Source organism: Mesorhizobium sp. NPDC059054, from assembly GCF_042739215.1.
In the GTDB taxonomy this organism is placed as follows: Bacteria; Pseudomonadota; Alphaproteobacteria; order Rhizobiales; family Rhizobiaceae; genus Mesorhizobium.
The window spans coordinates 650,717-673,967 of the sequence record NZ_JBHYHV010000001.1 but is presented as its reverse complement, the minus strand read 5'-3'; the positions used below and the strand labels follow the sequence as shown (position 1 = coordinate 673,967).

The window sequence follows — 23,251 nt, the reverse complement described above, 5'->3', positions numbered from 1 at the left end:
CGTTTCTCCCCTACGAAGCTTCCCGCTCCGGAAAGCTCATGACGACGCATAGTCCAGGATCGGCAGGTTGCAGATCAAGGGTGCCTTTGTGGAATTTCATGATTGCCTTGGCGAGACTGAGCCCAAGCCCCGATCCCGGCTGCGAGCGGCTCTTTTCCAGCCGCACGAAACGTTCGGTAACGCGCGCGCGGTCGGCGTCGTCCGGAATGCCCTGGCCGTTGTCGGCGACGGTCAGCTTGATCTTGCCGGCAACGCGCTCGAGCGAAACCTTGACCGCCGGCTTCGAGGTCGCGTCGGTCGAGTACTTGATGGCGTTGTCGACGATGTTGGAAAGCGCCTGCCCGACCAGTTCGCGATTGCCTTCGATCAGATAGGGCTCGGCGACATCGGCCTCCAGGCCCACGCCGGCTTCCTCGGCGACCGGTTCATAAAGTTCGACGACATCACGCACCGTCGCGGCGAGATCGACCTGGGTCGTGTTCTCGGATGAGTATCCAGCCTCCAGTCGCGAAATCATCAGGATGGCGTTGAAGGTTTTGATCAGTTGGTCGGAGTCGGCGATCGTGCCTTCGAGGGCCGCCTTGTAGTCGGCAGCACTGTGCTTGCCCGACAGTACCGCCTCGGCGCGATTGCGCAGTCTCGTCAGCGGCGTCTTGAGATCGTGGGCGATGTTGTCGGAAACCTGCTTCAAGCCCTCGTTCAAGGTGGCGATGCGCGCAAGCATGGCGTTGAGGTTTTCCGAGAGGCGGTCGAATTCGTCGCCTGCTCCGGTGACAGGGAGCCGGCCCGACAAATCGCCGCCCATGATGCGGCTGCTCGCCTCCGACACATTGTCGATACGCTTCAACGCCGTGCGGCCGACAAGGAACCAGATCAGCAGCGCACCCAAACCCATCATGCCGAGCGTCAGGGTGAGCGCCCTGCGCACGACGCTGCGGAACCGTTCCGGCTCGCCGAGATCGCGGCCGACCAGCAGGATCATCTGGTTCGGCAGCCGCACGACAAGCGCAATGGCGTCATGGCCCTTGTTGCGTCTTATCTGGGCCGGTGTCTGTCCCTGCGCGGAAGACTTGCCGCTGTCGGTCGCGCCCCGTGCCTGCTCGCCGCCGCTCTCGCCGTAGCGCTCATAGGAGAACGGGATTTCCGTCCAGCCTTCGCGTGCGATCACGCCGGGCTCGATGCTCTGGACGTTGCCGGCCAGAACCTCGCCGTTCGGGTCAGCGATCATGTAGAGATTGGCGCCAGGCGCACGCGAACGTCGCTCCATGGTGCGCACGAGGAACGGCAGGCCGCCGCGCTGGTACGAGCGGGCCAGATCGGCCACTTCCTCGTTGATTGTCTCCTGCGTCTGCGCCGTCAGCATGCGCGCCGACAGCGAGGTCATATAGAAGACCAGCAGGACCGCGCAGATCGCGAACAGCAGAAGATACAGGGCGGAAAGGCGCGCCGCCGTCGTCTTCATGATGGCTGGCATGGTCAGAGCCATTGAGGACTAACCGCCGCTCTTCAGCATATAGCCAGCGCCGCGGATGGTGTGCAGGATCGGTTTGTCGAAGCCCTTCTCGATCTTTCCGCGCAGCCGCGACACATGGACGTCGATGACATTGGTCTGCGGATCGAAATGATAATCCCACACGTTCTCGAGCAGCATCGTGCGCGTCACCACCTGGCCGGCATGACGCATCAGATATTCGAGCAGGCGAAATTCCCTCGGCTGAAGCACGATTTCCCTGCCTGCCCGCTTGACCGAATGGGACAGCCGATCGAGTTCGAGATCGCCACTTCTGTAAACCGTCTCGCTCTCCTTCACGCCGGCGCGGCGGTTCAGCACCTCGACACGTGCCAGGAGTTCGGAGAAGGCGTAAGGCTTGGTCAGGTAATCGTCACCCCCTGCGCGCAGGCCAGTAACGCGATCATCCACTTCACCGAGGGCGGAAAGAATGAGAACCGGCGTGGTGTTTCCGCGCGAGCGAAGGGATGCGATCACTGAAAGCCCGTCGCGGCGCGGCAACATGCGGTCGACGACCATGACGTCGTAGTCGCCACTGTCGGCCAGGGCAAAACCGGTTTCGCCGTCACCGGCGACATGGGCAGTATGGCCTGCTTCGGTGAAGGCCTTTTCCAGATAGTCGGCGGCTTCCCGATCGTCTTCGATGATCAGAATCTTCATGGAGCCGTTATACGCAATTTCCGAAGCCGTTGCGGCAGACATCTCTGGACATCCTGTAATTTTGCGGCAGCGGGACAAGAGCCCCGCTGCCGCCGAGGTCGGACACTACTGACTGACACGCCGACCATGCTTCCTTCGCGGCGATCCGGGGGTGCGACACCACCGTTTCGGAAGCAATATTTTCCGGATCGATCAGCCCTTGGCGACCGGCAGCGTCACGAAGCGGTTGGTGTCTTCGCGACTGATCTGCACCAGCACCTGCTTGCGGCCAGCCTTCTGGGCTTCCTTCATCGCACTGGAGATGTCCGAAGCTCCGGCCACTTCCTGGGCGTTGACAGCGGTGATGATATCGCCCGGCTGGATACCGCGATCGGCGGCATCGCTATCGGGATCGACATCGGTCACGACCACACCCTTGCCATCCTCGGACTTGGTGACGGTCAGGCCAAGATCAGCCAACGAATTGGCGCCCGACGGTTCGGACGGCTTGCCGGCCGATGCCACCTTGTCGCCGTTCGGAAGCTTGCCGAGATCGACCTTGACGGTCTCTGCCTTGCCGCCACGCCAGACGGTGACATCAACCGACTTGCCCGGCTGATAGGCGCCGATCAGGCGAGCCAGTTCCTTGGTGGTCGCGACATCCTTGCCGTCGACCTGAGTGATGACGTCGCCAGCAACGATACCGGCCTTCTTGGCTGGGCTATCGTCCTGAGCACCGGAAACCAGCGCGCCTTTTTCAGCCTTCAGGCCAAGCGATTCAGCGATATCAGCCGTCACCGGCTGGATTTCCACACCGAGCCAGCCGCGCTCGATCGAGCCGCCCTTCATCAGCACTTCCACGACCTGCTTGGCGGTGGAGGCCGGAATGTCGAAGGCGATGCCGACGCTACCACCCGAAGGCGAGAAGATCGCAGTGTTGATGCCAACCACCTGACCGCTCTGATTGAAGGTCGGGCCGCCGGAATTGCCGCGGTTCACCGGGGCGTCGATCTGGATGAAATCGTCATAGGGGCCGGCACCGATGTCGCGGCCACGGGCCGAGACGATGCCGGAGGTCACGGTGCCACCCAGGCCGAAAGGATTGCCGACGGCAACGACCCAATCACCGACACGGACCTTGGAATCGTCGGCGAACTCGACATAGGTGAACTTCTGATCCTTGGCGTCGACCTTGAGCACCGCCAGGTCGGTGCGCTGATCGGTGCCGACCAGCTTGGCGTCGAACTCCTTGCCGTCCGTCATGACGACGGTGAAGGCGGTACCGCCGTCGACAACATGGTTGTTGGTGACGATGTAGCCGTCCTCGGAGATGAAGAAGCCGGAACCCTGCGCTACCGGACGCGGCTCCCGGTTGCGGTTTTCACGATGCTGGAAGCGCTGACCGTTGGGGCCGCCACGGAACTCCTTGAAGAAGCGCTTGAGCTGTGGGTTGTCCTGGAAGAAGTCGGGAGCGTCGAACGGAAGGCCGCCTTCGTCGGAAGCCGGCTGGACCTTGGACTTGACCTGAACCGAAACAACGGCCGGCGAGACTTTCTCGACGAGATCGGCGAAACCCGGAACCTGAGGGGCCTGCACATTGACGGCCTCGGCCAAAACGGGAGCCGTGCTCGTGGTCACCGCGCCGAAGCCGATGGCGCCAGCGATCGCCAGCGAAGCTGCGGCAGCGGCAAGGCGTGAACGGGTGCGGGAGGAAGTGGGGGTAGTGGTCATCGATCCGTTGTCCTCTAGAATTGGACGCTCAAGCGGCATCCTTCGAGACAACAGATAGAGAAGACGACATTACCGCTTCATTTCCGGGAGATGAAACTTTGGTAATGTTGGCCAGATGCGCGAAAAATGCGCTCAGTCGCGCTTCAAAATCGCGTCGAGTTTGGCCTTTTCGTCCGCGCTCAACCCAGCCGTTTCCAACGGTTTCGGCCGACGCGTCGCCCGCAGCATGAAGACCCCACCGACCAAGAGCAGCAGCACTGGCGCGCCCCAGAGCAAGGCAGTGCGCCATTCGAAACGCGGTTTCAAAAGCACGAACTCGCCATAGCGCGAGACGACATAGTCGATGACCTGTTTGTCGCTGTCGCCGGCTTTCAAGCGATCGCGCACAAGAACACGCAGGTCGCGTGCCAGGTCGGCATCGGATTCGTCGATCGACTGGTTCTGGCAGACCATGCAGCGCAGGCCGGCCGACAGCGAACGTGCCCGGGCCTCAAGCGCCGGATCGGACAACATCTCATCCGGCTTTACGGCAAACGCGCTGCCCGACGCCAGCAGGGCCATTCCCAGCAGCAAGCCAGCAAGAAAACGGCGCATCTTCATGAGGCGCCAGCCACTGCGGCGACTTTGCTCTTGCGTTTGGCCGGCGCACCGACGCGCAGGCGCCGGTCGGCAAGCGATATTGTGCCACCGACCATCATGACCAGGCCACCCAGCCAGATCAGCGTCACCAGCGGCTTCCACCAGATGCGTGCAACGACCGAACCGTCAGCCGATTCATCACCCAGCGCGATGTAAAGCTGGCTGAAACCGATCGTCTTGATGCCAGCCTCGGTGGTCGGCATCTGACGAGCAGGATAGAAGCGCTTGGACGAATTGATCGTACCCGTCACCTGGCCGCCAGCGTTGATCAGTTGGAAGTGGGCGCGGTCCTCGTTGAAATTCGGCCCCTTCATCGGCTGAATTCCGTCGAAACGCACAGTCCGGCCGGCGACCTCGACCGTCTGCTGCGGCTTCATGGTCAGGATATGTTCCTCACCGAAGTTCAGCGTGCCGACCATGCCGATCAGGGTTACGCCGAGGCCGGCATGGGCAAGCGCGGTTCCAAAGACGGAGCGAGGCAATCCGATGAAGCGGCGCAGCATGACCGGGAACGCCACTGAACCGAAACCCGACTTCATGGCAAGGTCGGTGGCGGCACCAATGATCAGCCAGACGGCAAGGCCGGTGCCGAAAGCGGCAAGGACGGAACCGCCGTCGACGAGGAAGAGCGTGACCATCGCCGCCAGCAAAGCGGCCGCGAAAGCCGCCATCAGGCGCTGGGCGGCAGCGAACAGATCGCCACGCTTCCAGGCCAGCAGCGGTCCGAACGGCACCAGCAGCAAAAGCGGCACCATCAGCGGGCCGAACGTCAGATTGAAGAACGGCTCACCAACTGAAATCTTGTCTCCCGTCAATGCTTCCAGGGCGAGCGGATAGAGTGTTCCAACCAGTACGGTTGCCGTCGCAGTGGTCAGGAAGAGGTTGTTGAGCACGAGTGCGCCTTCGCGCGAAATCGGCTGAAACAGACCGCCTGCCGTAAGAGAGGACGCGCGCAGCGCAAACAAAGCCAGCGAGCCGCCGATGAAAAAGAGCAGGATGCACAGAATGAAGACACCCCGCGACGGGTCGGTGGCAAAGGCATGGACAGAGGTCAGAACGCCGGACCGCACCAGGAAAGTACCCAGCAGCGACAGCGAGAAGGTGAGGATGGCGAGCAGCAGCGTCCAGATCTTCAGCGCAGAGCGCTTTTCCATGACGATGGCGGAGTGCAGCAGCGCTGTACCGGCCAGCCAGGGCATGAAGGAGGCGTTCTCGACCGGGTCCCAGAACCAGAAGCCGCCCCAGCCGAGCTCGTAATAGGCCCAGTAGGAGCCCATTGCGATACCACCGGTGAGGAAGATCCAGGCAACCAGCGTCCAAGGCCGAACCCAGCGCGCCCAGGCGGCATCGATACGGCCGTCGATCAGGGCGGCGACCGAGAAGGAGAAGCAGATGGAGAAGCCGACGTAACCGAGATAGAGCAACGGCGGATGCACCGCCAACCCAAGATCCTGCAGGATCGGGTTGAGGTCGCGCCCCTCGACTGGAGCGGGGATCAACCGGGTAAAGGGGTTGGACGTCGACAGGATGAACAGGAAGAACGCGACGCCGATCGATCCCTGCACGGCCAGCACATTGGCTTTGAGGCTGGCCGGCAGATTGGCGCCGAACGCTGCGACCAGAGCGCCGAAGAAGGCCAGGATCAGCACCCACAAGAGCATGGAGCCTTCGTGATTGCCCCAGGTTCCGGTGATCTTGTAGATCATCGGCTGCAGCGAGTGCGAATTTTCCCAGACATTGACGACTGAGAAGTCGGAACCGGCATAGGCGGCCATCAGGGCCGCAAAGGAAAGCGCGGTAAGCGCAAAACCGGTGATGGCTGTCGGGGCTGCCACGGCCATCATGCGGTCGTTGCCGATGCGAGCGCCGACCAGAGGCACGATGGTCTGGATGAGTGCCAGCGCAAAAGCCAGAACCAGGGCGAAATGACCGATCTCAACCATGGCGATGCCCGCTATTTAACCTCTGTTTCCTGCCACACGCCCTTGGCCTTCAACCCGTCGGCGACTTCCTTAGGCATGTAGCGTTCGTCATGCTTGGCCAGCACACTATCGGCCACGAAAACACCGTCTGAGCCAAATGAACCTTCGGTGATGACACCCTGCTCCTCGCGAAACAGGTCCGGCAGGATGCCTGTGTAGGTCACCTTGACCGCGTCGTGCGTGTCGGTCACGGCGAAGGAAACCGTCGTGCCCTGGCCGCGCACGATCGTGCCTTTTTCCACCAGCCCGCCGAGCCGGATGCGCTGGCCCGGCGCCACATTGGCAGTGGCAAGATCGCCAGGCATATAGAAATACGAGGCCTTCTGACCGAGCGCGTAGAAGGTTAGTCCCGCGGCCAGCGCCAGGAAGCCCAGCCCCGCCACGATCACCGACAGCCGCTTCTGTTTGCGCGTCATCACCTACTCCGTTGCCGTAAGGCCGAGCGTGCCGGCAAACGCCGTAAACTGCTTGGCCTCCGCGCTATCGGCGCCGAAAACCGCGATGCCGCGCCGGAGCGCGGCACGCGCTTCGTCGGTCTTGCCGAGCACGGCATAAGAACGAATGAGGCGCATCCATCCTTCCGTGTCACGCGGGTTCTGTTTCAGCTTCTCATCGAGGCTGGCAACCATCGTCTCGATCATGGCGCCGCGCTGTTCATCCGACAGCGACGATGCCGCAGCGACATCTTCCTGCGACGGACCATTCGCGGATGGAGTCGGATTGGCGCCCACGCTTGCAAGCGCCTGTTCCACTGCCTTGCCCCAGGGTGAATCCACCGGCAACGTCGCCTGCAATTTCTGAAGCGTTGCGACCGCTTCCGGCTTGCGCCCTTCCTGCGAAAACGCCAGCGCGAGATAGAAACTTGCTTTCGGGTCGTTCGGTTCGAGCTTCAACGCCGCTTCGAATGCCGCCTGTGCTTCGGCAGAAACGACGCCACCGGCACCATTGACCATTGCCTCGCCCAAACCCGTCTGACGGGCTGCGCTCGCTCCTTCGAGCCGGATGGCGTTGCGGTAGGCGGTAACGGCATCGCCGAACCGGCCGATGCGCAGATAGATCGGGGCCAAAACATCCCAGCCGCGGCCATCGGCGGGGTTTTTAACCAAATGCGCTTCCGCTCTCGCCACCAGTTCGTCGACCGAACTGTCTGAGGGGTTTTTCGCAAGGCGCTCCGCCAAAGGCTGAGACGGCAGGTCGGGCGAACCGAGACGCGCATAGATGCCCCAGCTCAAAAGCGGCACGGCCAGCACAGCAATGACAGACAAGCCACGAACGACTTTCGACCCCGAGCCGGAAGCCTGTGCCGTGCTTTCGTTGCTGCCGAGGCGCAAAATGCGGCGACCGATTTCAGCGCGTGCCTGCTCGGCCTCGGCCGGCTGGATCAGCCCACGCTCCAGGTCACGATCGATTTCGCCGAGCTGGTCACGATAGACTTCGAGATCATGCGCGTTTTGTGAATCCCGTTCGCGCGCGCCCCCGGCGAGGGGCAACAGCACAGCCAGGCTCGCACCCAGCGTCAGCACCGCGGCTATGACCCAAAACAGCATGGAACTTCCAATAGCGGTCCCGCTTCATCCTGCCAACACAAGCGTCCTGCGACGCTTTGACAGAATTGCGGCCAAGATACTTTGATCGAGCGCAAATGCCCGACGACAGCAACAGGAAGTTTGCCGGTGGCCGCCGGCTAGGTCAGCGGTGTCCAGCTTCCGTCGGCGTTGCGGCAGGCGGTGCCACGCGCGATCTGACCGGCTCCGCCGGAATAGACGGTGTGGCGATACTGGCGGCAGTCCTGCGAACCGACGCGATAAGGCTGCGCTGCGACAACCTCGCCATAACGGCTGGACTGCTCACCCTTCCAGGTCACGGTCTGGCCACTGGCTGTATATTCCAGCGCCTTGTATTCAGCCTCAAGTGCCTTGCGCTTTTCAGTCGAGCTCAAGTTCGCCCCGATATTGCCGCTGATCAGGCCGCCCCCCATCTCCGAAAGCACGGTAGGGGCAACCGAGGCACTATCCTGGCCCGACTTCGGTGCGATATCAGGTCCACCATTCGACCCGGTCGTGGTACAGCCGGCCAATGCCAGCATTCCGGCAACGAGGCCCATGCGAATCGTCATGCTGTCAAAATTCCCCTCTTCGCCGCGCAATCGGCGACGACCGCGGCGATAGCTCCGATATTGGGCTGAAATTGGGCCACGTGCCACCCTTATAGGACGTTCTTCACTGGACACTGCGCAGGCGCACGATCGCCTTCAGTCCGCCAAGTGACGAGCGCTCCAACGCCAGCGTACCTCCATACTCCTTGATCAAGTCGGCCACGATGGCCAGCCCCAACCCTGTCCCAGGCTTGGTTTCGTCCAGGCGCTTGCCGCGCTGCAGGGCCTCACGCGCCTTGTCTTCCGGAATGCCCGGACCATCGTCTTCTATCAAGATTTCGAAATGATCCCCACCGTCGCCAGCCGCAACAAATGGTCTCACGGTGACCTTGGCACCATTACGCGCCCATTTCATCGCGTTTTCGAGCAGATTGCCCATGACCTCCTCGAGATCCTCACGCTCACCGGCAAAGATGATGGGCTCCGAGGGCGAGGAAAGCGAAAGCGAAACCTTGGGATTGAGCTTCTGCATTACACGCACCATGCGCTCGGCCAACGGCGCCACCGGCGTGCGATAGACGACGCTATCGCGCTGGGCAGCGATGCGCGCACGCTGGAGATAATGTTCGACCTGCTTTTGCATTGACGCTGCCTGGTCGGTGATCAACTGGCCCTTTGAGCCACCCAGTGCCCGTCCCTCGTTCAGGAGCACGGCAAGCGGCGTCTTCAGCGAGTGGGCGAGATTGCCGACCTGGGTGCGCGAACGCTCGACAATACGCTTGTTGTTCTCGATCAGCGCATTCGTCTCGTTGGCGAGCGGCTCGATTTCGGAGGGGAAATTACCCCCAAGCCGCTGCGCCGTTCCCTCGCGCACCATGGCGAGCGCAGCTCGAACACGCCGCAGTGGCTGCAGACCGAGCAGGATGGCAATGGCATTGATGGCGATCATGCCGGCGCCGAACAACGACAGATAGGTGAGCAGGCGCCCCTGGAAGGAACGGATTTCCTCCTCCAGCTCGCTCTTGTTGCCCATCACCCTGAAACGGGCAATGTGGTTCTTCGCATCGAGCACGAATTCGCTCTCGAAGACCTGCAGTCTCTCGTCCTTCAACCCTCGTGTCGAATAGCTGCGCTGGAAGCTGGAGTTGAACGGCACCTCGCTGATGCTTGGCGAAGGCAGAGTTTGCGCCATCATCGACGATGAGCGCAGATGACCGCTAACGCCTTCCGAGGCCGGTTCGACCGACCAGTACCAGCCCGAATACGGCTCGGAGAAACGCAGGTCACCGAGGTCCGGCGCGCCTATCAGCACGCCCTTGTCGGAAATACCGACAGAACCGATCAGGTTGAACAGATGCGCTGAGAGCAGGCTGTCGAAACCACGCTCGCTGGCCTGCCGGTAAAGCGTGGTGATCAGCGTGAAGATGACCACCAGCGTCAATACGGCCCAGATCGAGGAGAAGGCAACGACACGAAACGTCAGCGAGCGCAGCCAAAAACGCAACGGCGCCCTTTTCCTCGTCCGTTTGGTGGTGGCAAGCGGTTCCGCCTCACGCCTCCGGTTCACGCATGCGGTAGCCCATGCCGCGCACGGTTTCGATCATGTCTACGCCCATCTTCTTGCGCAGCCGGCCGACAAAAACTTCGATCGTGTTGGAATCGCGGTCGAAATCCTGGTCATACAGATGCTCGACCAGTTCGGTGCGCGACACCACCTCGCCCATGTGATGCATCAAATAAGCAAGCAGGCGGAACTCATGCGAAGTGAGTTTCAGAGGCACCCCGTCAACGTCCGCCTTGGAGGCCTTGGTGTCCAGACGCAACGGTCCGCAGCTCAGCTCGGAAGAGGCGTGCCCGGCTGCGCGACGGATAAGAGCGCGCACACGCGCCAACACTTCTTCGATGTGGAAAGGCTTGGTCACATAATCGTCGGCGCCGGCGTCGATGCCGGAAACCTTGTCACTCCAGCGATCGCGCGCCGTCAGCATGAGCACAGGCATCTTGCGGCCGTCGCGGCGCCAGCGCTCGACAACGCTGATGCCATCCATCTGCGGCAGGCCGATGTCGAGCACGACGGCGTCATAGGGCTCCGTGTCGCCGAGATAGTGCCCCTCCTCGCCATCATAGGCGCGATCGACCACGTAACCGGCATCGACAAGCGATTCGGCAAGTTGCCGATTCAGTTCCTTGTCATCCTCGACCACCAGTACGCGCATCCTGCCTCGTGTCGTTCTGTTCGATTGTTTGGATATAAGCCGATTCCGGGTCGCAGAAAATGACTGCTCAGCCTGCCGGGACAACCATCTCGGCCCGTCGCGGACGTTCACCATCCTTGCCCGGCACGAGCACGACGATCACACAGACCGCCTGCCCGCCGCGGGTGGCGGACGAAGCCTTGGCGAGCGTGCCGCCGTTCTGGGCGGCGACTTCCTGGCCGATCGCATAGCAGTCAGCGGCAACGGTCACGACCTGCTTGGTATAGGCAGGAGACGAGATCGGCAGCGCGCTTGCCGGCGGAACAATCAGCAGTCCGCCGACGCCAAGCGCCAGCACAGAAGACCGGAGAAGGAAGCGGAACCTGTTCATGGCGCCTTTTTAGCGCACCGGGGCTGAACACGAAATGAACACCGGCCGCAATGTCTTGTGTTCCACCGAACCGCGCGACCTTAACCGATCCGATCCATAGCCGACAACCGCCCTCCAAAAAAGCATGAAGCAGGGCGACGCCCCGCTTCATTGTGGCGATGCACCGGCCAATGCCGACAGGTCTATGCATCCGGCGAGATCCACGGAAAAACAATAGGATAGACGGCCATCCGCATGTCTTTGCGGATGGTGCTGAGAATACGATTCAAGGTCTTGCGAATGGATTCAGGCAGCATCCTCGATCATCGCGCGATAGCGGACGAGACCATGATGGACGGAGAGATCGTCGTCGTAGCGGATTTCGGAGAATTCAAATTGGAGGTTGACCAGATGATGGCTTCCCAGCGCCAACGACCCGGCATCCAGCCGTTGCCGGATCAGCCGCAGGATCGCCTGCGTCTCCTGCTTGCTCTTGGCTTTCGACCAGACATGCAGCGTGAGCAACTGCTCCGAAGCGCTCTCGGTGGCTGTGCTCCAGTCGTAGATGCTGGTGCGGCCGAAGGTGAGATATGGAAAGATGACATTGGCCGGCACCTGCTCGAAAATGTTCGCCCCACCCAACGCCGCCGTCAGCTGGGTATCGCCCTTCAGCAGGTCGAACAGTGCCTTCTGCAGCTCGGCGGCAAGGCTCGTGCCCATCGCTCCCCGCTCTCCTACCGTCCGACGAGGCTGTCCTTTCTTCGTCATCGACGACAGCGTATCCGCCTTCGATGGCCTCTGCCAGACCGGATGCGCTCCAGCCAGAGCGTCAGGGCTGTCTGTCCATCGCTGTGAGCAGCGCCGACAAAGCCAAACTTTGAACCCTTGCCCGCATGGCTGCCGCGACTATGGTCGTCGACGACTCGATCCTAACCAGCTGTACAGAGCATGACATGAAACTTGGCTTCATCGGCACGGGCGCGCTTACCGCAGCGATCGTCACCGGGTTGAAATCGTTCGCCGACAATGCGGTGTCGGTCCTTCTGTCGCCTCGCAACGAGGAGATCGCGTCGGGTCTCGCCTCTCGGTTCGAGGATGTGCAGGTGGCGCCCGACAATCAGGCAGTGCTCGACGGCAGTGACACAGCGATGCTGGCCGTTCGTCCGCAGAACGCGCATGAAGTGATCCCGTCGCTGCGCTTCAGACCGGACCATCACATCGTCAGCCTGATCGCGACGCTTTCCCTGCAGGAGATTGGCAAGCTGGTTGCGCCGGCACACAGGCTGACCAAGGCACTGCCGATGCCGATGATTGCTCTCAGGCAAGGCGCCACCATCATCTGCCCGCCCGATCCCGAGATCGCGGCTTTCTTCGGCAAGCTGGGCAAGGCAGTCGAGGTCGAGGATGCACGGGAATTCGATGCCCTCAGCGTCGTGACGGCAACCTATGCCAGTTATTTCAAATATCTGGATACGATCCATGCCTGGCTGCGTGGCCAGGGCGTCGACGAAGCCAGGGGGCGCGACTACATCGCGGCCCTGTTCAAGGCGCTGGCGAATGCACCGGACACCGCGCCTGAAGCCGATTTCGTGCATCTGTCGCAGGACTATGCCACGCGTGGCGGCATCAACGAGCAGATCCTGCGCGAACTGACCAACGCCGGGCTGTTCGAGACTTTCAACGCGAGCCTGGACGGCGTGCACAAGCGCATCACGGCGTCGCAGGCGTAAGTCGCGCAGGTCCCGATGAAGGGGGCCGACCCTGCACCGGGCCGGGCCCCTTCAGACAGCCTTATTTCTCCAGGCGATTGTACTTCTTCAGCGCTTCCTGCAGACGATCATGCGGGATGGCGAAGGAGATGTTGTCGTCGCGACCCTTCATGGTCTCGGCCGCCACCATGGCATTGACGATCGCCTCTTCCGTGGCGTCGGCAGTAGCATGGAAGAGTGGATTCATCTTGTCGTTGGAGACCATCTCGACCGTCGTGTTCTTCTCCTGGTTGAAAGCCTCGGGATTGGCGGTCGAGAACGTGATGAAGATGTCGCCACTGCCGTTGCCGCCATAGCCACCGGTCTTGGCGATGCCGAGTGGTACGCGCCGGGCGAGACGCTTCAATTGATGCGGCAGCAACGGCGCGTCGGTGGCCACCACAACGATGATCGAACCCGCCTCCTCACGTTTCCATGACACGTCAGGCATGAGGTCGGTGATCTCCTTGCCCACCGGAACACCGGCGATGGTGAGGTCGGCGCGCGAACCGAAATTGCCCTGGACGAGCACGCCGACATTGTAGCCGCCATCTTCGGCCGACAACTTGCGAGAGGCCGTGCCCGTGCCGCCCTTGAAATTGAAAAGGTTCATGCCGGTGCCGCCGCCGACATTGCCTTCGGCAATCGGACCGGATTTTGCCGTGTCCAGCGCGGCATACACATGCTCCTTCCTCACATGCATGCCGTTGATGTCGTTCAAGATGCCGTCCCAGGTCTCGGCCACCACGGGCAGCCGCCAGTAGAGATCGCGGAAATGCGGACCGACGAGATTGTTCTCGGCTTCCCAGGAAATCACCGAGTCGCGCACGACACCAACGCTATGCGTGTTGGTGATCATCACCGGGCCTTCGAGGAAACCACTTTCCTCGATCCAGGTCGTTCCGGTCATCTCGCCATTGCCGTTCAGCGAATACCAGCCGGCGAAGGATGGCCCGAACGCCTTGCCACGCGGCATAATCGCGGTGACACCGGTGCGCACCGGCCCTTTTCCGACCTCGATCTTGCCTTCGCCCTCGATGATCGTCGAATAGCCGACCGCGACGCCCGGCACGTCGGTGATGGCGTTGTTGGGCCCCGGTGTTCCCTCGAACGGAATGCCGAGATCGCGGGCGCGGGGCTTCTCGGCCGCCGCCGCGGCAGCCGCGCTCACGGCCAGAGCGATGCCGCACATCGCCCCGACCAAAGTCCTGTTTGCACGTTCCATAGTGTCTCCTCCACTCTCATGAAAACGCGCTCAGTCCTCCTTTGATCTGTCGATCAACCGAGCGACGGGTACATATCGCCATCAGGGAATGGAAGCGGCAATCACGATTGACGTAACGTCAACGCAAAGGGGGATTCTGGACCAAGGCTGGAGCCAGCACGGCAGATCCGCAATTCGGGACCGCAATCTCACCAAAAAAGATTGGCCCGACCAGAGGCCGGGCCAATCTTCGGTGAAATCTTCACCTCGATAAAAAGAGCGAATGACTGGAGGTCAAGCCGGCACCCGCTAAAGGAGAAATATCCTAGAAGTCGCGCTGGAAGCGAAGGATGCCGCCGACGCTGCTGTCCTTGTCGGCACCGGACCAGCTGCCGCGATAGTCGGCATCGCCGAACTTGCCTTCGTTGACGTAGTCAACTTCGGCCGTGACAGTGAAGCCCGGAACCAGCTGGTGCGCGACGTTGACGGCGACGCCGAGGGTCTCGCCTTCGTCATACGACACCTGGGCGTTCAAAGAGGTCTTCTCGCTGAACTTGTAGGTGCCGCCGCCCCAGACGGCCCAGTTGCCGCCCCATGGCTTGTAGAAGCTGCGGTAGATATTATCGTCGGTACCGTAGCCGCCCATGATGAACAGCGAGATCTGGTCGGTGGCGTTCACATCCAAGCGAATCTTGCCGGCCCACTCTTCCCAAGAGCTGTTGTAAGCGACGACACCGGAAATGCCGCCCCAACCCTGGGTGTACTTGGCGCCGAGCACGACGTTCGGAACGTAGCTGTCGATCGTCTGGTCATTGTCATCGGTAAAGACCCAGTTGCCGTCACCGTCCTTGACGTAGGTATCGTAGCTGCCCGAACCCTGTTCCAGCGAGACGAGTGCCGAGAAGCCGTTGCCGCCGTCGAAGGTGTAGCTGATCAGGTTGGTATCGAACTCGCCGTAAGGAACCAGCGTATCCTGGATGACGTTGGCGGCATAACCCGAGAAGGTGTCATAGGCCGACTCGTCCTTACCGACGCGCAGGCCGCCGAGCTGGATCCAGGCCCACTTCAGCTGGATGTCGCCCTTGTTGCCGGCTTCGCCGCTGCCATCGCGGTTGCCGAAGTTGAAGCGGGTCTCGGTAAACGTCTTCAGCGTGCCGAGCTCGGTTTCCTGGCCGGTCCAGGTACGCAGGGCCAGACGAGCGTTTTTCTGCCAGGTGTCCTGCTCATCGCCGTCGAGACGATCGCGGGTCTTGGCGCCGTCGAAGGAGCCAATATCACCGAAGCCGGCATCGTAACGGACGTAGCCGCCGATACGCAGACAGGTCTCGGTGCCTGGAATGTAGAAATAGCCGGCGCCGTAGACGTCGCAGATCTTGACGTATTCTGCCGGTTCCGGCTCTGCGACGACGACGGCGTCGGCGGCGCGAGCGCCGGAAACGGCAATCAAAGCCGCTGCCGAGCCGAGAAGAAGGGTGTGGATTTTCACTGATATCCCCTGTTCGTGCTTAGGACCGTCAAGTTCCCCCAGTCGCGAGCAAAAAACGCCGCCGGAAGTTCCCGATCCGAACGGGCCGGACTATGCATAATTTGTGGCGATGATCTCGATAACAAAAATGTTACCGATCTGTAACATTCCAAATTAGATGTAAGTATCCAAATGGGTACTACGAAAATTCAAGATGCTGATTTCGCTGTAAAATTTGAAATATCGAGAAATTTTTATGGAATAGTATCAATTTCCATACCAGAAACGGCGACATCAATCCACGCCAATAGTGCCTCATTCATGTTGCAATGAAGACACAATCGCTCAGGCGACCATGGATCGAGATGCTTTGGACTGCTTCTGATCGAAAATCTGCTGCGCGTGATGGATCGCGTGCGCGTTGTTTTCGGACCAATCGCGCAGCACGCTGAGGGGCAATTTCAGAGAATTGCCCAGTGCGGTGAGGCTGTATTCAACGCCGGGCGGCGTGGTGTCGACGAGATGACGATTGACGAGCCCGTTGCGCTCAAGCCGCCGCAAGGACTGCGTCAAGGTTTTCTGGCTGATGCCTTCCACCTGACGCTTGAGCGCATTGAACCGCGCCGCACCTCCGTCGAGGTAGATCTGCCTCAGGACGATGAGGGTCCATTTGTCGGAGAAAAGTTCAAACATCGCATCGCCATCGACGGCCAAACGGTCGGTGACGTGAGTGTTCATAACTGTCTCCTGATCTGCTCCCCCCTTGGAACACGCGCAGTAACAGCCGCAGGCTGCTTTGGTTCCCTCACAATTTTCAGGTTTTTTCCCGGCCTTGCCCTTGATCCCATCGCCGGAGACGGCAACAGGACCTGCCCAACCGCTTACGACTTCTGGTCTGACGCCCGATCGGTCCACCGGCATTTCGAACGCCGCCTTCCAAACAACTGCACCAACGCAAACCGCCCTCTGAACCAAAGGCCAACATACGATCTCGGGATCCGGATCATCCTTGAGGACGACAGGATTGCGCCAGGCGGCCTGCTAGGCTGATCCGCATTCGAAAAGGAGCAGGCCATGCAGGCTGACAATGGCAAGCCCGTGGTGATCGTCACCGGTGGTGGCAGCGGCATCGGCGCCGCCGTCGCTGAACGGCTTGCGAACTCCCACCGCGTCGTCATCTGCGGACGTCGGAAGGATGCCCTCGACACGGTCGCGGCGCGCACCGGAGCGGACTCCATTGCCATGGATGTCACCGACCACGACGCCGTGCGCAACCTGGTGACGCAAACCGTCGAACGTCATGGGCGTCTGGACGGCCTTGTCCTCAATGCCGGCATCATCCTGTCCGCATCGATTGCAGAGCTGCCCATCGCGGATTGGGAGCGGCAGATCGCGGTCAATCTGACGGCGCCTTTCGTCATGACCCAGGCCGCGCTGCCGCATCTTCTGACCAGTCGCGGTGCCGTGGTTGCGGTGAGTTCGGTGGGCGCGGTACAGACCGGCCCTGGCATCTCGGCCTATTCGGCAGCCAAGGCTGGCATCAGCCAGTTCATCAAATGCCTCGCCTATGAATATGCGCGCCATGGCCTGCGCGCCAATGTCGTTGCGCCCGGCTGGATCCGCAGCGAGATGGCCGATGAGGAAATGCGCGCTTTGCCAATCGGCACCGATCTGGAAGCAGCCTACGCCAAGGTCAGCGAACACGTTCCGCAGCGGCGCGCCGGCTCCTCAATGGAAGCTGCGGAGGTTATCGCCTTCCTCCTGTCGCCGGCGTCCTCCTTCGTCAACGGCGCGGTCTATGCGGTGGATGGCGGCTCGCTGGTTGCCAATTCCGGCATGACCTATGTCGACGGGCTGAGCGCCGGATAAGCAGGCCGCTACCGCAGCTGAATCAACCCCGCGTCGGTCGGCTTGAACCCGCAAGCACGGAAGTAGAAGTCGCGCAGATGCGGGTCGAAATCGACGTGCAACCATTCACAGCGCGCGGCCCTGGCATTGTCGACAGCGACCTGCACCAGTTCCGATGCGTGGCCTCGGCGGCGATGTGCCGGACGCACCATGGTATCGAGCAGAAAGGCATGCACCCCGCCATCCCAGGCGACGTTGACGAAGCCGACAAGTTCGCCCGCGCCTCGCCCCGAGATCCGCATCGTCACCCAGCCCAGACTGAAGCGGCTGACCTGCGCCCACCAATCATCGTGGAACACCGCATGTTCGAAACATTCGGCATGCAGCGCATTCAACTCGCCATTCGCGAAGACGCCACGCCATTCGAAATGCGGCAGAGGATGATCCGGCTGACTGTCTGGAGATGTTGTCATGCGCCCTTATCGCCAGTTGCGGCTTATTGGGCAAGGAGGCGGACGGCGCGATACAGCGTGACCGCTCCTGTCTGCGTCATTGGATAATGCTGCCCCTTTACCGTCTCTTCACCATTCGCGCATCCAATGGCGAGGCCCTTGCCAGTGCCGCTGCAATCGACGAATAGTCGGCTCGGCATCCGAAATGGAGCCGGCCGCGTTTCCTGATTGCGCGGCAAACGAGTATACTGGCGCTACGGCGCAACCCATCGCAAGCGTGTAACCGGCCTCGATGAACATCCCCCAGGAACCGCGTAAGAAAAGAGGACCGATCGCAGCCTGGTTCCTGTCGCTCGATGCCTGGCTGGACTCCAGCCTCTACAAACTGCGCTATCGCGCCGGCGAGTTCTGGGAAGCGGCGACGATCTTCTTTCGTCACTTCAAGGTCACGGGCTGGCGACGCTGGCTGATCGAGGCTCTGTCGGAGGGCTTTACGCTTGGTGCCGGCGCCTCCGTCGCGCTGCTCGCGCTTGCCCTGCCCGCGTTTCAGGAAACATCGGGCAACTGGCGTGCACAGGGCGATTTCGCTGTGACCTTCCTCGACCGCTACGGCAACGAGATCGGTCAGCGCGGCATCATCCAGCGCGACTCCGTGCCGGTCGACCAGATGCCCGATCACGTCATCAAGGCTGTGCTCTCCACGGAGGACCGGCGCTTCTTCGAACACTACGGCATCGATTTCCTCGGGCTGGCGCGCGCGCTGACGGAAAACGTGCGGGCCAATTCGGTCGTGCAGGGCGGTTCCTCCATCACCCAGCAATTGGCCAAGAACCTGTTCCTGACCAATGAGCGCACGCTGGAACGCAAGGTCAAGGAAGCCTTCCTTTCATTGTGGCTCGAAGCCAACCTTTCCAAGAAGGAGATCCTGCAGCTGTATCTCGACCGCTCCTATATGGGCGGCGGCACTTTCGGCATCGAGGCAGCGGCGGACTTCTATTTCGGCAAGAGCGTGAAGGATCTGACGCTAGCGGAAGCAGCGATGCTCGCCGGCCTGTTCAAGGCACCGACCAAATATGCGCCGCACATCAACCTGCCGGCGGCGCGCGCCCGCGCCAATGTCGTACTCAACAATATGGTCGACAGCGGCTTCATGTCGGAAGGCCAGGTGCTGCAGGCCAGGCTGCACCCGGCCAATGTCGTCGACCGCGGCGAGCGCAAGAGCCCGGATTACTTCCTCGACTGGGCCTTCGACGAGGTCAAGAAGATCGCGCCGAAAGGCACGCATTCGCTGGTTGCGCACACCACGTTCGACGCCAACATCCAGGATGCAGCCGAAGAATCGGTCGAGTTCCATCTGCGCCAATACGGTAAGGAATACCGTGTCACCGAAGGTGCAGTGGTGGTCATCGAGACCAACGGCTCGGTGCGCGCCATCGTCGGAGGACGCGACTACGGCGCCAGCCAGTTCAATCGTGCCACCAAGGCGCTGCGCCAGACCGGGTCGTCCTTCAAACCTTATGTCTACGCGACGGCCATGGAACACGGCTTCACGCCGGAGTCGGTCGTCTCGAGCGGACCGATCAGCTGGGGCAACTGGTCGCCGAAGAACTACAGCGGCAGTTTCGGCGGCAAGATCACGTTGCTCAATGCCTTCGTGAGGTCAATCAACACCGTGCCGGTCAGGCTCGCCAAGGACTCGCTGTCGATTCCTCCGATCAAGAAGATGGCCGAGGAGATGGGCGTTGAATCGCCGCTGGAATCGCACAAGACCATGGTGCTCGGCACCTCGGGCATGACGGTGATGGATCAGGCGACCGGCTATTCGGTCTTTGCCCAAAACGGCTATGTCGGAACCCGCCATGGCATTACCCAGCTCGTCACCCATACCGGCGAAGTCGTATACGACTGGGCCAAGGATGCTCCGGCACCTCGCCGTGTGCTGTCGGAACAGGCGCTTCGCTCGATGAACGCGATGCTGACCCAGGTGCCCGTCATAGGCACGGCGCGCCGTGCTGCGCTGCCCAACATCGTGTCGGGAGGCAAGACCGGCACCACGCAGAGCTACCGGGACGCCTGGTATGTCGGTTTCACCGGCAACTATACGGCGGCCGTATGGCTGGGCAATGACGACTTCCGCCCCACCAACGACATGACCGGCGGTACACTGCCGGCGATGATCTGGCAGCGGATGATGGTGTACGCCCACCAGAACATCGACCTGAAACCAATTCCCGGAATCGACCAGCCTTTCGTCGACAAGACAGTGGCGGCGAAAGCCGAAGAAGCACAGAAGAAGCAGGCGGCGGAAGACGAGGCAAGGATCGCAGCGGAACGCCCGCCGGTGCTCTCCAGCCGCACCACGCAGACGCTGCGCGCGCTCTCCAAAACCTTCGAGGGCGCACCTGCGCTTGTTCCATCCACCACGCCTGAAAAGCTCTCGGCGCTGTGACGCCTGTTCTGCAATCCGCCCGGCCCTCCCCCCGCCGTTACGCCGCCATGAACCCTTGCCCTGACGAGCCTTCATGCTGAAGAACGCATCGCTGACGCTGTTGGCACTCGCCATCGCCATTGGACTCGGTGGTGGCAGCGTCTGGTATACGCTCGATGCCCAGAGCGGCGGCGGCGCCATCCGTATCGGACCATGGACGGCCTTCCCTGACATCGGCACGCTGGACGCCGACCCCTATTCGCAGGCGCGTGTCGCACGCCAAGGCGCGCTGACCCTTGGCCGCGCCGAAGGCCTGTCGTTCATCGCCGAGGCCGATTCCAGCGGTGAGGGATTGCGGCGTGACTGCAGCTACACGATCGAAGGTGGCACTCCGACCGCACGCTTCTGGACACTGCATGTTGCAGACCAGGCACTCGATCCAATCGCATCGGGCCGACCGCATCAGGCAGCCTTGCACTCGTACGAGATTCTGCGTCAGGCCGACAATTCAGCCATCATCACGGTGGCTCCGAACGCCGCCCCTGGCAACTGGCTGCCGGTCAATGGCACGGGACCGCTGCGTTTCGTGCTGAATTTCTACGACACGCCGATTGCTGCCTCGACCGGGCTTTCCGACATCAAGCTGCCGGTCATCGTCAAGGTCGGCTGCAATGGGTAAGCTTCTCCACGCCATCGTCATCGGGCTGATCGGCGCCGCCATCGTCCATATCGTCGTACTTCTGTTGGTGCCGGAGTTTTCCGAGCGCGACGCCTGGTCGAACCTGTCGATGAAGGCGGATTTCTATACCATGACCCGGCTCGATGCCGAGCCTGGCAGCGCTGCCCCAATCAAGTCGATCGACCCGCTGTTTGCCGCTGCCGCCTGTCGCTTCGACCTCGCTGACGGCATGGTGCAGCTGACCGCGCCTGGCGCGCTGCCATTCTGGTCGGTTTCGGTCTATGACCGCAACGGCCACAACATCTACAGCTTCAACGACCGTAGCGCGACCAACGGGCAGATGGATGCGGTTGTGCTCACGCCAGCGCAGATGATCGAAATGCGCAAGGCATTGCCGGATGGGTTCGAAGGGTCGATTTTCGTCGAAGCCCCAATCGAGGAAGGCATCGTCGTGCTGCGCGCATTCGTGCCTGACGAAAGCTGGCGGCCGGCCGTGACGAAATTCCTTAGCCAGAGTTCCTGCGATCTGCAGCAATTCTGATCCGAAAGTCTCCCCGCTCAGTGACGCGGCTTGGGTGACGGCGTGCCTTGCGAACCGGCTTCGATGCTCGCGACAACCGGCATTGCTTCCTGCGGCCGCTCATAGCGGACTCCCGGGAAGATGATCACGGCAGCCGCCGTATCAGCATTGCGTGGAAGTCTGTTCGGTGCCGCATTCCGCGGCGTAAAAGACAGGACCTGTCCCATGGTTCGCGTATCCTCTCAGGTTTACCCAGAGCACAAACGCAACGCCTCCTTCTGTGATTAGGCTCTCAGAGGGTTAACGTAGCGCTAACGGATCGCGGCTAATTTGAAGATTGTTCGCGCGTTTCTCCGCCCGGAGCGGTTCCGGCAGAAACGAAGGCGGCTCGTGTGAATTGTACAGGCGTAACCCGTGTCTTCTTCCGATTTCCGGCAAATCGCTATGCGGACCGAAACGCGAAAGGCCGAACGGCTGTTTCGCGCCGCGATTTCGGCGTTCTGCTCGCTGCCGCGTCCTTCCCGGCGCGAAATCGCACAGCTGGAAGATCTCGCCCTGCCCCTTTTCGACGAGGTCCCCGACGAGGCGCTGCGTTTCGGTGCTGCGGCGCTGTCCGAAACCGAATATGCACCGCGGCAATTGGTACTGCGTCTGGCCGAAAGCAAGGTCGATGTCGCGGCGCCCCTGCTGATCCGTTCGGCTGTGCTCAGTGATGTCGACCTCATCGCGTTGATCAGCCGACACGGTCTCCCGCACGCCCGGGCGATCGGTCGCCGCAAGGACCTCAACCCGGCCATCGCCCATCTGATCCGCGCGTTGGAGAGGCCGAAGCTGGCGGTGACGCGCACTGCCGTCGACGAGACAGTGGAACACGCCAAGCCGAAGCCCGGTGAGGCGGCCGAGGATGTTCGCCACCGGCTGCGCGCTATGATGGGGGCGTCAGCCGCAGCGCGAGATACGACCCCTTATTCGAAACTGCGCGAGACCGCGCTAAGCGGAAATCTGGCTTTTTTCCAGACTGCCTTGGCCGATGCGCTGCGGATCGACTTCGCCACCGCTCATTCGATTGTGGTGACCAGTGACTATGCGCGACTGCTTTCGGCACTGAAGGTGCTCGAGCTTGGCGAGGACCATGCGTTTCTGATCGCTGTTGCCGTCTTTCCGCAACAGTTCCCGCACCCACAGGCGATCCGCCTTTTTCTCGATCGCTACCGGCTGTTGCCGATCGATGCGGCGCGCAACCAGCTCAGCCAATGGCAACTTGACGCCATGTCGCCCGGCCTGCGCGATGCGCGGCAGACGACGGCAAATTCCGACAAGCCCGTCGTTGCGCAGCCGAAATTCGGCAAGAATCTCAAGAAGTCCTGATTGCGATCAAGTCTTCGATCGGTACCGATCCTGGCTCGACCTCGACCACCCAAATGTCGGGATCGAATTTTCGCTCCCGTTCCAGTCTGGTGTTGACGACCCCTTCATCGAGAGTCGTTTCGAGCCTGCCGAACAAGCGCTCGTCCGGCCTGGCTTCGTCATAACTGGTTTGTGGGGCCGGACCGAACAGCGTCACCTCGCCGAACCGATCGCGGGTCAGCACAAAGACAGCCCCGGCCTCCGTCGCCCCGCGCTGGATGACCGCAGCGAAGCCCGTCGAGGAGAAAACCCGGCGCACAAGCGCCGATACCCAAAGGTCGGTGGTTACGCGCATGTTCGGTCTCCGCACCGGAGACCATATTGTTTGAATCTGGTCAT

23 protein-coding genes are annotated in these 23,251 nt (G+C 61.4%); 6 read left to right on the top strand and 17 right to left on the bottom strand.

Annotated features, from left to right (window positions below; all coding sequences use genetic code 11):
* Positions 1 to 10: 10 nt before the first annotated feature.
* The 12 genes from ACFWXH_RS03185 to ACFWXH_RS03130 form a co-directional block, all read right to left on the bottom strand.
* Positions 11 to 1,486, bottom strand: coding sequence for an ATP-binding protein (locus ACFWXH_RS03185; RefSeq protein ID WP_379117446.1), 1,476 nt, complete (start codon positions 1,484 to 1,486; stop codon positions 11 to 13).
* Positions 1,487 to 1,492: 6 nt separating this feature from the next.
* On the bottom strand, positions 1,493 to 2,170 hold the full coding sequence (locus ACFWXH_RS03180) for a response regulator transcription factor (protein WP_379118942.1): 678 nt from the start codon (positions 2,168 to 2,170) through the stop codon (positions 1,493 to 1,495).
* Positions 2,171 to 2,362: 192 nt separating this feature from the next.
* Positions 2,363 to 3,880, bottom strand: a complete 1,518-nt coding sequence (locus ACFWXH_RS03175) for a Do family serine endopeptidase (protein ID WP_379117444.1) — start codon at positions 3,878 to 3,880, stop codon at positions 2,363 to 2,365.
* A 132-nt stretch (positions 3,881 to 4,012) separates the two neighbouring features.
* The gene (locus ACFWXH_RS03170; protein ID WP_379117442.1) at positions 4,013 to 4,480 is read right to left on the bottom strand and encodes a cytochrome c-type biogenesis protein; all 468 of its coding nucleotides are present in this window, start codon (positions 4,478 to 4,480) and stop codon (positions 4,013 to 4,015) included.
* On the bottom strand, positions 4,477 to 6,462 hold the full coding sequence (locus ACFWXH_RS03165) for a heme lyase CcmF/NrfE family subunit (RefSeq protein ID WP_379117440.1): 1,986 nt from the start codon (positions 6,460 to 6,462) through the stop codon (positions 4,477 to 4,479). Before ACFWXH_RS03165 ends, ACFWXH_RS03170 begins: the two co-directional genes overlap by 4 nt.
* 11 nt (positions 6,463 to 6,473) lie before the next feature.
* Positions 6,474 to 6,917, bottom strand: a complete 444-nt coding sequence (gene ccmE, locus ACFWXH_RS03160) for a cytochrome c maturation protein CcmE (protein ID WP_379117438.1) — start codon at positions 6,915 to 6,917, stop codon at positions 6,474 to 6,476.
* Positions 6,918 to 6,920: 3 nt separating this feature from the next.
* Positions 6,921 to 8,048 (bottom strand): c-type cytochrome biogenesis protein CcmI, encoded by a 1,128-nt coding sequence (gene ccmI / locus ACFWXH_RS03155; protein ID WP_379117436.1) that lies wholly within the window; start codon positions 8,046 to 8,048, stop codon positions 6,921 to 6,923.
* Between the two features lie 137 nt (positions 8,049 to 8,185).
* A complete protein-coding gene (locus tag ACFWXH_RS03150) occupies positions 8,186 to 8,617 on the bottom strand; it encodes a hypothetical protein (RefSeq protein WP_054308862.1) in 432 nt (143 codons plus the stop codon).
* A 103-nt stretch (positions 8,618 to 8,720) separates the two neighbouring features.
* Positions 8,721 to 10,100 carry an ATP-binding protein gene (locus ACFWXH_RS03145; RefSeq protein WP_379117434.1) on the bottom strand — a complete coding sequence of 460 codons (1,380 nt, stop codon included), beginning with the start codon at positions 10,098 to 10,100 and terminating at the stop codon, positions 8,721 to 8,723.
* Between the two features lie 46 nt (positions 10,101 to 10,146).
* Entirely contained in the window at positions 10,147 to 10,812 is a 666-nt protein-coding gene (locus ACFWXH_RS03140; RefSeq protein WP_054308864.1) for a response regulator transcription factor, read from the bottom strand.
* Between the two features lie 67 nt (positions 10,813 to 10,879).
* Positions 10,880 to 11,182, bottom strand: coding sequence for a hypothetical protein (locus ACFWXH_RS03135; RefSeq protein WP_379117432.1), 303 nt, complete (start codon positions 11,180 to 11,182; stop codon positions 10,880 to 10,882).
* Between the two features lie 285 nt (positions 11,183 to 11,467).
* Positions 11,468 to 11,881, bottom strand: a complete 414-nt coding sequence (locus tag ACFWXH_RS03130; protein ID WP_379117430.1) for a DUF3168 domain-containing protein — start codon at positions 11,879 to 11,881, stop codon at positions 11,468 to 11,470.
* A gap of 233 nt (positions 11,882 to 12,114) precedes the next feature.
* Here ACFWXH_RS03130 and ACFWXH_RS03125 point away from each other — a divergent pair, with 233 nt between their 5' ends.
* Positions 12,115 to 12,891: a pyrroline-5-carboxylate reductase gene (locus tag ACFWXH_RS03125; RefSeq protein ID WP_379117428.1), complete on the top strand. Its 777-nt coding sequence runs from the start codon at positions 12,115 to 12,117 to the stop codon at positions 12,889 to 12,891.
* Positions 12,892 to 12,952: 61 nt separating this feature from the next.
* Here ACFWXH_RS03125 and ACFWXH_RS03120 read toward each other — a convergent pair whose 3' ends face one another.
* The 3 genes from ACFWXH_RS03120 to ACFWXH_RS03110 form a co-directional block, all read right to left on the bottom strand.
* Entirely contained in the window at positions 12,953 to 14,134 is a 1,182-nt protein-coding gene (locus ACFWXH_RS03120) for a P1 family peptidase (protein ID WP_379117426.1), read from the bottom strand.
* 304 nt (positions 14,135 to 14,438) lie between these two features.
* On the bottom strand, positions 14,439 to 15,599 hold the full coding sequence (locus ACFWXH_RS03115) for a porin (protein WP_054308867.1): 1,161 nt from the start codon (positions 15,597 to 15,599) through the stop codon (positions 14,439 to 14,441).
* A 324-nt stretch (positions 15,600 to 15,923) separates the two neighbouring features.
* Positions 15,924 to 16,316, bottom strand: coding sequence for a winged helix-turn-helix transcriptional regulator (locus ACFWXH_RS03110; RefSeq protein WP_379117423.1), 393 nt, complete (start codon positions 16,314 to 16,316; stop codon positions 15,924 to 15,926).
* 336 nt (positions 16,317 to 16,652) lie between these two features.
* On the opposite strand from ACFWXH_RS03110, the gene ACFWXH_RS03105 reads away from it, so the two are divergent.
* The gene (locus ACFWXH_RS03105) at positions 16,653 to 17,447 is read left to right on the top strand and encodes an SDR family NAD(P)-dependent oxidoreductase (RefSeq protein WP_379117421.1); all 795 of its coding nucleotides are present in this window, start codon (positions 16,653 to 16,655) and stop codon (positions 17,445 to 17,447) included.
* A gap of 8 nt (positions 17,448 to 17,455) precedes the next feature.
* Here ACFWXH_RS03105 and ACFWXH_RS03100 read toward each other — a convergent pair whose 3' ends face one another.
* Entirely contained in the window at positions 17,456 to 17,899 is a 444-nt protein-coding gene (locus ACFWXH_RS03100) for a GNAT family N-acetyltransferase (protein WP_379117419.1), read from the bottom strand.
* 271 nt (positions 17,900 to 18,170) lie between these two features.
* On the opposite strand from ACFWXH_RS03100, the gene ACFWXH_RS03095 reads away from it, so the two are divergent.
* From ACFWXH_RS03095 to ACFWXH_RS03080, 4 genes are all read left to right on the top strand, one after another.
* Positions 18,171 to 20,327: a transglycosylase domain-containing protein gene (locus tag ACFWXH_RS03095; RefSeq protein WP_379117417.1), complete on the top strand. Its 2,157-nt coding sequence runs from the start codon at positions 18,171 to 18,173 to the stop codon at positions 20,325 to 20,327.
* A gap of 73 nt (positions 20,328 to 20,400) precedes the next feature.
* Entirely contained in the window at positions 20,401 to 20,985 is a 585-nt protein-coding gene (locus ACFWXH_RS03090) for a DUF1214 domain-containing protein (protein ID WP_379117415.1), read from the top strand.
* Positions 20,978 to 21,526 (top strand): DUF1254 domain-containing protein, encoded by a 549-nt coding sequence (locus ACFWXH_RS03085; RefSeq protein WP_379117413.1) that lies wholly within the window; start codon positions 20,978 to 20,980, stop codon positions 21,524 to 21,526. The genes ACFWXH_RS03090 and ACFWXH_RS03085 overlap by 8 nt, the downstream gene beginning before the upstream one ends.
* A gap of 423 nt (positions 21,527 to 21,949) precedes the next feature.
* Positions 21,950 to 22,873: a hypothetical protein gene (locus ACFWXH_RS03080; protein ID WP_379117411.1), complete on the top strand. Its 924-nt coding sequence runs from the start codon at positions 21,950 to 21,952 to the stop codon at positions 22,871 to 22,873.
* Here the strand turns inward: ACFWXH_RS03080 and ACFWXH_RS03075 are convergent.
* A complete protein-coding gene (locus ACFWXH_RS03075) occupies positions 22,860 to 23,207 on the bottom strand; it encodes a DUF1491 family protein (protein ID WP_054308876.1) in 348 nt (115 codons plus the stop codon). The genes ACFWXH_RS03080 and ACFWXH_RS03075 overlap by 14 nt on opposite strands.
* Positions 23,208 to 23,251: the final 44 nt, after the last annotated feature.